This window comes from Okeania sp. SIO3I5 (assembly GCF_010672085.1).
Taxonomy (GTDB): Bacteria; Cyanobacteriota; Cyanobacteriia; order Cyanobacteriales; family Microcoleaceae; genus Trichodesmium.
On the sequence record NZ_JAAHHT010000030.1, the window covers coordinates 16,382 to 28,887 of the forward strand.

Here is a 12,506-nt window from a genome sequence, read left to right on the forward strand (position 1 = left end):
TTATTCCCTATTCCCTATTCCCTATTCCCTATTCCCTGTTCCCTGAAAGAAATAACATAATTAGGATTATCAGTGCGAGAAAAGTTACAAATCAAGAACGAAAAGCATACAAGGAGAGTTAAAAAATGGAAGATGAATTACGGTCAGAATATGATTTAAAAAGTTTAAAAATTATAAAAATGGGTGCTAAACGTAAAAGTTTTGGGGAGACAATAATTAAGTTAGAACCTGATGTGACAAAAATGTTTCCTAATGCAGGAGCGGTAAATGAACCACTGCGATTTTTAATTAGAATTGCAAAAGAAAGTAAAGCAAATAATAGTAATTTTATTAATTAACTATCAGCTTTTAACAGCTCTGGTTAAAATCCCATTCTAAACTTTAAAAAAATCATCTTGCTGACTGCTAAACGCTTCTTTAAAAATTTAAAAATCAGAAAAATGGGTGCATAACGTAAAATTTCTGGGGAGACAATAATTAAATTAGAACCCGATGTGGCAGAAATGTTTCCTAATGCAGAGGCGGTAAATGAAGCACTGGGATTTTTAATTAGAATTACAAAAGAAAGTAAACCAGATAATAGTAATTTTATTAACTAGCTATCAGCTTGTAGGGGTGAATAGCCATTTGCCCCTACTTGGTTAAAATCCCATTCTAAACTTTAAAAAAATTATCTTGCTGACTGCTGAACGCTTCTTTAATTAAACAATATTTGATATTATGAGTCAAGAATTAATTGATTTAAAACGAAGTATTATGGAAGGTAGATATGATGATGCCTTGGCAATAGTGGATGAATGGGAGTGGATGAGCAAAGAACAAATTTTACAAAAAATTGAAAGTTTTTTAGTCAGGTTATTAGTACATTTAATTAAAAATCAAGTTGAAGAACGTTTAACTAATTCTTGGGCAGCATCAATTAGGGATTCAGTGCTGAAGATTCAACGGTTGAATATTAAGGCTAATAAAACATCTTATTATATCAATTGAGAAAAATTAGTCAGGAAGTGGTACTTTCCCAAGACATCTCCAGAAAAAAGAGAGCAGGGAGCAGGGAGCAGGGAGCAGGGAGAAAGAATTGATAACTTCTGTGGGATAATTGATTTGATTTTTTATTGTTGGAGATGTCTAATAATATTAATATGATTTTTCAGCGACACAATACTACTGTTGATAATCTCCAACACGCCATTATTTGTCACCCCAACGTCTCAAAAGAGCAGCAGGCAAAATTTGAAGTATTTAATTAGTTCGAGTTGAACTTTCTCAACAAAAATACTATTGTAGGTTGAAACCTAAGTAAAGAAAGAATGAATAAATAATATGCCTGAACAACAATATTTAATCAATCAAAAACTCTTAAAAGAAACAGATATTTTTCTAGCTTCTTACCCACACTCTGGTAATATATGGATGCGTCTGTTGCTAAGTGATGCTCTACTACAACTGCAAGGCTTTCAGACAACTACCGGGGGTAATATAATTCCTGATATTTATAAAGTTAGTATAGATGAATGGAATGAGCAAATTAATACAAATTTAAAATTCAGGATAATAAAGACTTATGAACCATTGTTTTTTGAACAAACATTAGAGTGGAAAAACCGAGCTTTTTATTTGTTCAGAAAACCGGCTGATTGTTTATGTTCATACTATTATTATTGGCTGAGATTTCAAGAAAATAAAGAAAATGATCGAGGAATAGATGAATTTTGTTTAAAGCACTTAGAAGAGTGGTGTTTTAATATGAATAGCTACATAAATTACAAGGAAAAAAGTCCTGAAAATATCATTTTTTTATCTTATGAAAAACTTAGTGATAATCCGGCGAAAGTTCTGAATTATATTATGGAATTTTTGGGATGGGAAAACTGCCAATTAATTTGTCAAAAATCTGTTGAAAACCAGGATTTTAATAAGCTCAAAAGTTTTTCAAAAGAAGAAAAACCTGAGCAAATGGGGTTCTGGGAAGAAGATGGTTATCAAGATTTTTTTAGAAAAGGCAAGGTTAACATTTCTCAGGAAGAATTGTCTCCTGAGACACTTCGGATAATTGAAGGAAAAGCTATGCCAATATATCAAAAAGCAAGTTTATTTGAGCCGATTTTTTCTTTTGATTTTTCTGGTGATGACCATGAATATTATTATCAATTAGCGGAAAAATTTTATGCACAGAAAGAACTTGATTCAGCTATTACTGCATATCAAAAGGTAATAGAAATTAATCCTAAGCATTCTTGGTCTTATCAGAAATTGGCTAATATTTTCCGAGAACAAAACAAAGATGACCAAGCAGTTACTGCTTATCGTCAAGTAATAGAAATTAATCCTAATTTTGCTTGGTCACACTATCATTTAGCAACTATTTTAGAAAAACAAGGGCAGTTAGAAGAGGCGATCGCTTCCTATGAAACAGCTATTGAAATTTATCCAACCTGTTCTACATTTCACTATAAGTTAGAAAGTTTACTGGGTGTTGTTGATTTTGGGTATGATTTATATTTTTTGGCAATTGCTAAAGTATTGAATAACGAATATTCAAGATTATTAAGTTTTTATTTTTATATCTTGATTCAGCAACGCCATTTATTCTATTTAAGATTTGCTTCGGAGAAATTGGAGGAATTTGTAGATGCTACTTCGGAAGTAAATCAAGGTAATACTGTTAATAAAAATCTTGATTCAGAAATTCAGACAGAATCGGTAAAAATCTTAGATAAGGCTCCAAAACAGCCACAGTCAAAAATACTAGCGTATATGGAAGATGGAGAATTTATTAACTTTTTGTATGAAACTTTATTGCACAGGAGTCCTGATGAAATTGGTTTAAATGAGAAAACTACTGATTTGGTTAATGGTGTGTCTAGAACTAAAATTTTAGAAGATTTAATCCAGTCAGATGAGTTTAAAAACAAGCCAAATAAGAGAACAATATTTTCCGCTCTCGACGATAGACAATTTGTTGAGTATATTTATATAACTTTTTTAAAAAGACCTGCAGATGAGCATGGTTTAAAAGCTCATATTGATGCTTTAGAAAAAAGTCTTGATCGGGTAACTCTATTAGAGAGTATTTTTGATTCTCAAGAGTTTTTAGAAGTAAATAAACCTAAAATTTTGGAAGAGTTTTCTAATCAGGATTTTCTCCGTACAATCTGGGAAATTCTTTTAGGCAGAATTTGCGATGTTGTAGCTGAAAAACAGCATCTTAGACTCTTGAATACTGGTGATGTTAGTAAGCTAGAGATAGTTGTAATGTTGCTTAAATCTGAGGAATTTAAAAGACGAATCAGAGGCTATGATCTATCAAATAGCCACCATGTTAATCAAGATGATTCTAACAATCAAGCTTACATCATGGGTAGAGATAAAGTGATTAGTCAAAAAGAATGGGATCGTACTCTTTTGGAAGTTTTATTGGAAGATACTCAAAAAAATCAGAAATTGGGTAGTAACAATGATGAAAAAGTAGATATTAAAACAGACGAAATATATTTATCTGATCGAGCTAGAGAAATTTTATCAAAAGAAGAATTGCCTTTAGTTTCAATTATCACTAGCCTCTATAAAGGGGGAGAATATATAGAAAATTTTCTTAGCAATATTACCAGTGGAACTATTTTTGAAAAATATTGTGAGTTGATTATTATAGATGCTAATTCTCCTGAACAAGAATATGAAGTAATTAAGCAATATATGAATCGATTTAGTAATATTAAATATCAGAGAACTGAAACTGTAATTACTGTTTATGAAGCATGGAACTTAGCTATTAAAAATTCTCAAGGGAAATTTTTAACTAATGCTAACCTAGATGATTTGCGAAGTTCTGATTGTTTGGAAAAACAAGCGATCGCTCTATTACAAGAAGATTGTGATGTAGTTTATCAAAACTTTTATCATTCATTTACTCCTAACTTACCTTTTCATATTGTTGCTAAGTGTAATTTTCCAAGTAAGTTACCTGTTGTTAGCAAGACTAATATGCTTGAGTTGAACTCCCCACATAATGCTCCGATGTGGAAGAAATCTTTACATACAAAAGTTGGATTTTTTGATACTCGTTATAAGTCTGCTGCTGATTACGAATTTTGGTTAAGATGTCTTCTCAATGATGCTAAATTTGGGAAAATAGACGAACCTTTAGTGGTTTACTATAATAACCCTACTGGAATTTCCACTGGTGTTGACACAGATGGTGCTTCAGAAGTTATTAATATTCAAAGCATTTACTCAAAGCTTTTTAGTAGTAATTTACTAGGTATGAATCGCAATGATTTTATCAAGTTTTGTCAAATTACTTTTGGGTTTGACGAAGATTCAATAGAAAAATTAGAACAGAAAAGTTAGGTAGATATGGATAATGAATAATGAATAATGGATAATGAATAATGGATAATTGATAATTGATAATTACCTCTCCAGAAAAGAGGTAATAGGGAATAGGGAATAGGGGGAAAGAATTAATTATTTATGTACGATAATTGATTTGATTTTTGATTGTTGGAAGGGAAGTTAGAAGAGACGTTGGCTCGCCTAGTGGCAGCTACATCGCTTCCTATCAAAAAGTTATTGAACTTTACCCAAAGTATTCTGTATTTTACTGCAAACTGCAAAATTTACTCTAAACTGCAAATTTACCAAATAATTAATAATTAGGGTTTGCTGAAAAAGTCTTGTGGTAGGGGTAGGAGTCAGGAGTCAGGAGTCATACAGTTTCTCCATGAAGTTACGCTTAATAAAAGATAAGAATGGTAAGTTTAATAAGGTCTGAGTAACAATTATTAAGCGCATTGTTATAGAGAAATGGTATCAGGAGAAATGGGAATTTAGAGGAGGTAGAAGTCATAATTGTTCCTCAATTTTTCTGTCTTTGTCTGCCCAAAATACTAAATTTTTTGAAGTTGCACATTCAAGGATGATAATAGATTTTCAACTGTACATATATTGAGGAAATAGTTATCCAAAAATATCTACTTTCGGTTTTCATCATTCCTAATTGTGCAACGCCAATTTTTCAACCACACAGACCTAAAAGTTTGGTTTTTTTCAAGACATAAAAAGGCTGAAACTTTTACATGAAAAGGATTTGATATTTAATCAGCAAACCCTAATTAAATAATTAAATAATTCAGCTTTGTTAGGCTCCCCTTTTAAGGGAAAAAGCGGTTGAGGGATGGCAGAGAAATAAATTTTTTTCTTAAGTGTCAATCCTCTCCCTTTTAGGGAGAGGTAATTATCAATTATCCATTATCAATTATCCATTAATGAACTACTCCCTAAATTTTTTAATGCTTGAGTTCTGCAAACAATTAATTAGGGGTTGCTTGTCTATATCTAAAAGTATTGACATTAATCATGGTTTGAGCTTTTTTAAGTCTTGAAAAAGTACAAGGTTTTCCTTCTAAAAAGCCCAAAAAGTGAGGATGAAAGGGTTAACTATTGGCAGAAAAATCAAGGGATAATTCTTCCTCCTTTCTTCTCACTCATTCCCCATTCTTCCTGTCTCCTGTCTCCTGTCTCCTGTCTCCTACCCTTAAACCCTAATTAACTTGAAAGAAAAGAATAATATCTCCTTTAATTTGAGTTTCTTCAGTCATAAAGTGAGCTTGTGCTAAGAGAATAGTCTGAGCAGAAGAGCTAATCATATTTTCTAAAAGGCAATCTAGAGTATCTTCTAAATATTTTGGAACAGCATATTCTAGGTTTTTTGTCATAGCATTACTCATAGTTCCCATAACAGTATTTAAAACCACATTGCCTATTTCAGTTAACATCTCTATTTGTGCTTGCTCAAAATCTTCACTACCTGGTTCTTCTCCTGTTAACAATTCTGTGAGAATATTAGCACTATCTGTGAGAAAAAATAGTTGAGATGTACCGGAAAAACCTCCATAAAATGGTAACTGAGTCACACAAATTTTTTCACTGCCAAAGATTTTAGTTAGTTGTTCGTGTAATTTTTGATAACTGGTAGCTTCCACTTTAGTATCTTGGAAAATAATCGGAAAATCCGTCATTTCATTCAGGGTTACTCCAGCTTTATCAATGGCAATAGCTAACAGATTTTGCAAAGTTTGAATACTGAAAATCGTTTGCCAATTATCGTTAGCAGAAGAGAGTTGAGTAGAGGGTAAAACAGATGAATTAGGAGTATGATTTAAGTTAAAAGAACTATCTTGATTAAGAGCTATAGCAATAATTTCTGCTAATTGGTTGGGGGATGGAGAATGTGGTACAATACCAAGGAATCCTTGAGGAGTTTCGATATTATAATCAGAAATAGCGATCGCTGAAATTTTGAGCTTTTCTAGAAGAGAAATTAATTCACTTTCCTCTACCATTTTTTGCTCTAATAAAGCACAGTCGATAGGATGAACTTCAATCAAGTCTTTTGTATAGTTAATCTCATCTGCTTCAACAACAATATGATCTAGTTCTTCGATCATTTTGCGAAGTTTACTTCTTTCTTGTGGGGATCGATCTGCAATTAGAATTAAAGCCATATATTCAGCAATTAACAATTAATAATTAATAATTACCTCTTCCTTTTAAGGAGAGGATTTAGTAAAAGGAAAAATTATTCTTTTTTTCCCCCTTGAAAGGGGAGGCTTTCAACCTGAATTATTTAATTAATAACTATAGCAATTCCCAAAAAGCGTGAGGTACAAAATTCTTTGGTTTTAGGGAACAGGGAACAGGGAATAGGGAGTAGGGAGTAGGGAATAAGGAGTAGTAATTGTCATTCCGTAGAAATAATAAAGAAGAAAAACAACTGTACCTCCGAGAGCTTGGGAAACGCTATATTAATTATTAATTATGGTAATTATATTTAAGTTGTAATATTTTGGTTGTAGTTAGGAGTCAGGATTCAGAATTTTGGAGGTTTTAAATTAAAATTAATTGTTATAAAAATTATTACAACCAATGCGTGGATTGCCATATTTTATGTTTATTTCCATCAGTATTAAATAGAAAATTAGATCGTAGTATGAGCATCCTGCTCTATTATGAATATTATGCTCCAGTGTTTGAGGAAAACACGAAAATTCTCAATACTTCACTCATTAAGTAGTAAAACCAATTCACTTTAAAGATGTCACAAATAGTTTCAAACTATATGAAATAATTTACTCAAATTAAGTCTCAAAGTTTTGAGCCTATAAAATCTTAATACATGACTTTTGTAGGGGTGATTCGCGAATCACCCCTACAGACTTTTAACTTCCGTAAAACCCTAGAAGTAATTCCCAGAATTTCCATACTGAGAGGCTGGAGAAAAAGAAATATAATCAAGTTATTATGCCTAAACTCCGTATTCTCATTGTTGATGATTCGGTGATTGTTCGCCGAATGCTAAACAATGTCTTATCTGAGTCAGATCAAATAGAAGTAGTGGGTGTAGCGCCAAATGGCCACATCGCTTTAGCAAAGATTCCCCAAGTTAACCCTGACCTCATCATACTTGATGTGGAGATGCCAGAAATAGATGGTTTAGAAACTTTAAGAAGAATTCGACAAACCTATAAACAACTCCCAGTAATTATGTTTAGTGCTATTACTGAACGAGGGGCAATGGCTACATTGGATGCTCTAACTTTAGGAGCTAATGACTATGTTACTAAACCTGCTAATCTAGGTAGCAAAGAAGCTGCTCTTGAATATATCCGAAAACAATTAATTCCTAAAATTGAAGTTTTCTGTAGCCGTGGAGTTACTTTGCCCAAAAAGTCTTTAACCGCACCTATTATTTCCAAGCAGAGAAAGGTTCCTACTCAGCTTTTGTCCTCTAAAGTAGAAATTGTAGCTATTGGGGTTTCTACAGGAGGGCCAGAAGCCTTATATCAGCTTTTACAAGGGTTTCCGGCAAATTTGAGGGTGCCTATTGTTATTGTCCAACATATGCCTCCTGTATTTACCACTCGGTTAGCGGAAAGGTTGTCTTCTCAATGTCAAATTCCTGTCCATGAAGCGAAAGACGGAGATGTGATTAAATCTGGAGAAGCTTGGATTGCACCAGGGGATTATCATATTGTTTTAGTGAGGGAAGGTACACAAGTTCGCATTCAAACGATACAAACCCCTCGTGAAAATTCCTGTCGTCCAGCGGTAGATGTTTTGTTTCGTTCGGTGGCCAAACTTTATCAAGGGGGCGTACTTGGGGTGGTATTAACAGGTATGGGGCAAGATGGACTCCATGGTTGTGCTTCTATTCGTGAAGTGGGAGGGCAAGTTTTGGTCCAAGATGAAGCTAGTAGTGTGGTTTGGGGAATGCCAGGAATGGTTGCTAATGCGGGACTTGCTGATAAGATTTTGCCTTTGAATAAATTAGCTGAAGAGATTATTCGTAGAATTGATTGATTAGGAAATTGGAAGTAGTAGGTTGGGTTGAGGAATCGAAACCCAACATTATTCGTCAACTTCTTAACCAAAAAACATCAGTTGTTTTACCAGATGATAAGGTTTATTTTGTTGAGTCTCGTTTGGCACCTATAGCTAGTTCAGAAAAGCTTAATTCTGTCAGTCAATTAATTGCTAAAATGCTGATTTATTCTGAGAATAATTTACATGAACGAGTAGTTGAAACTTTGATGACTACTGAAACATTTTTTTTCGGGATAATTATCCTTTTGAAGCTCTGCAAAAATTCATCTTACCAGAATTAATAAATAATGGATTTTTGAGAAATCATTTAGGATTGTTATATTATTCTTGATTATTGTTGGGTTCGCTGTCGCTTAACCCAACCTACAAAATTATTAACTATCTCCGCAATTCCTAAATTCCTACTCTATATTATGTCTATTAGTTCTATTGATTTTGAATATATTCGTCAACTTCTTGAGCAAAAAACATCGGTTGTTTTACCAGATGATAAGGTTTATTTTGTTGAGTCTCGTTTGGCACCTATAGCTAGTTCAGAAAAACTTAATTCTGTCAGTAAATTAATTGCTAAACTACGGATTTATTCTGAGAATAATTTACATGAACGGGTAGTTGAAGCTTTGATGACTACTGAAACATTTTTTTTTCGGGATAATTATCCTTTTGAAGCTCTGCAAAAGTTCATCTTACCAGAATTAATAAATAAACGAAAAATCGAGCGTTCTCTTAATATTTGGTCTGCTGCTTGTTCTAGTGGTCAAGAAACTTATAGTATAGCAATTTTACTACAGGAATATTTTCCCATAATTAATAATTGGAATGTTTCAATTCTTGCCTCTGATATTTCTGAGCAAATGCTCAAATTAGCACGGACTGGACGTTATAATCAGCATCAAATTAATAGAGGATTGTCAGTTTATTTGCGGGATAAATATTTTCAGCAGCATGGAAAGGAATGGGAAATTATTTCAGAAGTTCGCGATCGAATAGTATTTCAGCAATTAAATTTATCTAATACATGGAATAGTTTGCCAAAAATGGATTTGATTTTTTTAAGAAATGTATTAATTTATTTTGATGTTAAGACTAAGCAAAATATTCTTTTCCAAGTTCGACAGTTATTAAAACCTGATGGTTATTTATTTCTAGGAGGGGGAGAAACAACGATTAATATTGATGATAATTTTGAAGTAGTTAAGTTTGATAAGGCGATTTGTTATCGGTTGCGAAGTTAACGAAGTCAGAAGTCAGAAGTTAAAATTCAAAAGTCAGATTTTATAGGATCAAAACGTGGAAGTTCAAATCAAAAGAGCTTTGTTGCATGAAAGTATATAGCTGCCGCACTTGCTCCGCATCTGTACTTCATCAACGGGCGGAAACTGCTGTAACTATTGGACAATAAATAAAACATCAATCTTTGAAATAAAAATCCTGAAACCTTTACTGGCAAAAGCTTTAATGCTCTATCAACAAGCTCTAACTATTGGACAATAAAAAGACAATATTTTGCGTAAGTCCTGTTGCTATAACTATTGTCCAATAGATAAAAAAGGTGAAACCTTTATGGGAAAAAGCTTTGAGGCTATATCAACCAGTCCTAACTATTGGACAATAGAAACAATAGAAATAGATAAATAGAACATCAATAATCGCGAAAAAGAGGGATATAGCTGCGGAATGGAATTCTGTCGCTACTTTCATGCAACAAAGTCAATCAAAAGTCAAAAGTTAATGATTGTGCGCTGTCGTTGTATTTGTCACGAGAACAGTGGGAGCATCTTGCTCCCGTGTTTTGTATTCCTTTTTCCTGCATACTCAGGACTAAAGCCATGCGAACCCAGAAACCCGGTTTCTCGTAGATGTTTATTGTCAAAAACAATGATTTACCGTAGAAACCGGGTTTCTTTGCGTAAGTCCTGCATACCATTACTATGCAGGAGTACCTAAAATTTAAACTGATTGACTAATTCTTGTAAGTCTCCCGCCGTTTTGGATAACTCCGTTGCAGACTGTTGGGTTTTGCCTGCGCTATTATTGGTACTTTGCGCCGCTTGTGCCACACTGGTAATATTACGCGCAATTCCTGACGATCCTTCTGCTGCTTGGTTAACGTTGCGGGCAATTTCGTTGGTAGTGGCGGTTTGCTCTTCTACCGCTGAAGCGATCGTATTTTGAATGTCGTTAATTTGATTAATAATAGCGGTAATTTGACCGATCGCTTCTACTGCTCCTTTAGTATCTCCTTGGATAGCTTCAATTTTTTGACTAATATCTTCGGTTGCACTGGCGGTTTGTTTTGCTAACTCTTTAACTTCATTGGCAACTACCGCAAAACCTTTTCCTGCTTCTCCCGCTCTTGCTGCTTCAATGGTGGCGTTGAGAGCGAGGAGGTTTGTTTGTTGAGCAATAGAAGTAATAACTTTAATCACTTTACCTATTTCTGTACTACTAACTCCTAATTTACCAATGGTTTCATTAGTAGTTTCGGCGGTTTCGACAGCAGTTGTGGCAACTTGAGCAGCATTAGTGGCATTTTTGGCAATTTCTCGGATACTAGCAGTCATTTCTTCTACACCAGTAGCAACTGACTGAGCATTAGCGCTAACTTGTTCGGCGGTACTAGAAACTGACTCTGCTTGAGTCGAGGTTTCTTGAGATGCTTGACTCATAGTTTGACTTTCCGCCATCATCTCCTCAGATGACTTAGCAACAGCGATCGCTACTTGGGCAATTTTTTTCACTTGTTCGGTAAGGTTAGCTGCCATTGTATTGACGTTATCTGTCAAATCTTTCCAAACTCCCCTGACATCTTGTACTTGCGCTTGACCACCTAATTGTCCGGCAACGACTTCTTTGGCAACCCGCGTTACTTCAGAAGAGAAGGTATTAAGTTGATCTACCATTTTATTCAGGGTAGTCTTAAGTTCGAGAATTTCTCCTTGAGCATCCACAGTAATTTTCTGAGTTAAATCTCCTTCAGCAACAGCAGTCGCAACTTCGGCAATGTTTCGGACTTGAAGGGTAAGGTTCGCTGCCATACCATTCACATTATCAGTCAACTCTTTCCAAGTTCCAGCGACTCCCTCTACTTTTGCTTGACCTCCTAATGTTCCTTCCGTTCCGACTTCCTTAGCAACTCGCGTTACTTCTGATGAGAAACCATTAAGTTGATCTACCATTTTATTCAAGGTAGTCTTAAGTTCGAGAATTTCTCCTTGAGCATCCACAGTAATTTTCTGAGTTAAATCTCCTTCAGCAACAGCAGTCGCAACTTCGGCAATGTTTCGGACTTGAAGGGTAAGGTTCGCTGCCATACCATTCACATTATCAGTCAACTCTTTCCAAGTTCCGGCAACTCCCTCTACTTTTGCTTGACCTCCCAATGTTCCTTCCGTTCCGACTTCCTTAGCAACTCGTGTTACTTCTGATGAGAAACCATTAAGTTGATCTACCATTTTATTCAAGGTAGTCTTTAGTTCCAAAATTTCACCTTGAGCATCCACAGTAATTTTCTGAGTTAAATCTCCTTCAGCAACAGCAGTCGCAACTTCGGCAATGTTTCGGACTTGAAGGGTAAGGTTCGCTGCCATACCATTGACATTATCAGTCAACTCTTTCCAAGTTCCGGCAACTCCCTCAACTTTTGCTTGACCTCCCAATGTTCCTTCCGTTCCGACTTCCTTAGCAACTCGCGTTACCTCTCCACTAAAAGCATTAAGTTGATCTACCATTTTATTCAGGGTAGTTTTCAGTTCCAATATTTCCCCTTGAGCATCCACAGTAATTTTCTGAGTTAAATCTCCTTCAGCAACAGCAGTCGCAACCTCGGCAATATTTCTCACCTGCAAAGTTAAGTTCGCTGCCATACCATTGACATTATCAGTCAACTCTTTCCAAGTTCCGGCAACTCCCTCAACTTTTGCTTGACCTCCCAATGTTCCTTCCGTTCCGACTTCCTTAGCAACTCGCGTTACCTCTCCACTAAAAGCATTAAGTTGATCTACCATTTTATTCAGGGTAGTTTTCAGTTCCAATATTTCCCCTTGAGCATCCACAGTAATTTTCTGAGTTAAATCTCCTTCAGCAACAGCAGTCGCAACCTCGGCAATATTTCTCACCTG

At 34.8% G+C, this 12,506-nt stretch carries 8 protein-coding genes and 1 pseudogene; 7 read left to right on the forward strand and 2 right to left on the reverse strand.

The features are described from left to right. Window positions 1-125: 125 nt before the first annotated feature. The 4 genes and pseudogenes from F6K40_RS09495 to F6K40_RS09510 all read left to right on the forward strand — a co-directional run bounded on the left by F6K40_RS09495 (window position 126) and on the right by F6K40_RS09510 (window position 4,350). On the forward strand, window positions 126-338 hold the full coding sequence (locus tag F6K40_RS09495; RefSeq protein ID WP_293134640.1) for a hypothetical protein: 213 nt from the start codon (window positions 126-128) through the stop codon (window positions 336-338). 382 nt (window positions 339-720) lie between these two features. Next, window positions 721-987, forward strand: a pseudogene (locus tag F6K40_RS09500) (DUF29 family protein); the annotation flags it as partial. 137 nt (window positions 988-1,124) lie between these two features. Next, complete coding sequence (locus F6K40_RS09505) at window positions 1,125-1,250, forward strand: hypothetical protein (RefSeq protein ID WP_293134643.1); 126 nt, start codon at window positions 1,125-1,127, stop codon at window positions 1,248-1,250. Between the two features lie 73 nt (window positions 1,251-1,323). Then, a complete protein-coding gene (locus tag F6K40_RS09510; RefSeq protein ID WP_293134646.1) occupies window positions 1,324-4,350 on the forward strand; it encodes a DUF4214 domain-containing protein in 3,027 nt (1,008 codons plus the stop codon). Window positions 4,351-5,543: 1,193 nt separating this feature from the next. On the opposite strand, the gene F6K40_RS09515 is transcribed toward F6K40_RS09510, so the two are convergent. Continuing rightward, the gene (locus F6K40_RS09515; RefSeq protein ID WP_293134649.1) at window positions 5,544-6,506 is read right to left on the reverse strand and encodes a hypothetical protein; all 963 of its coding nucleotides are present in this window, start codon (window positions 6,504-6,506) and stop codon (window positions 5,544-5,546) included. 796 nt (window positions 6,507-7,302) lie between these two features. Here F6K40_RS09515 and F6K40_RS09520 point away from each other — a divergent pair. The 3 genes from F6K40_RS09520 to F6K40_RS09530 all read left to right on the forward strand — a co-directional run bounded on the left by F6K40_RS09520 (window position 7,303) and on the right by F6K40_RS09530 (window position 9,620). Continuing rightward, window positions 7,303-8,361 carry a protein-glutamate methylesterase/protein-glutamine glutaminase gene (locus F6K40_RS09520; protein WP_293134651.1) on the forward strand — a complete coding sequence of 353 codons (1,059 nt, stop codon included), beginning with the start codon at window positions 7,303-7,305 and terminating at the stop codon, window positions 8,359-8,361. Continuing rightward, window positions 8,358-8,666, forward strand: a complete 309-nt coding sequence (locus tag F6K40_RS09525) for a hypothetical protein (protein WP_293134653.1) — start codon at window positions 8,358-8,360, stop codon at window positions 8,664-8,666. Before F6K40_RS09520 ends, F6K40_RS09525 begins: the two co-directional genes overlap by 4 nt. Window positions 8,667-8,798: 132 nt before the next feature. Continuing rightward, a complete protein-coding gene (locus F6K40_RS09530; RefSeq protein ID WP_293134656.1) occupies window positions 8,799-9,620 on the forward strand; it encodes a CheR family methyltransferase in 822 nt (273 codons plus the stop codon). A 708-nt stretch (window positions 9,621-10,328) separates the two neighbouring features. On the opposite strand, the gene F6K40_RS09535 is transcribed toward F6K40_RS09530, so the two are convergent. Next, a partial coding sequence (locus F6K40_RS09535) for a methyl-accepting chemotaxis protein (RefSeq protein WP_293134659.1) occupies window positions 10,329-12,506 on the reverse strand: 2,178 nt, incomplete at its 5' end.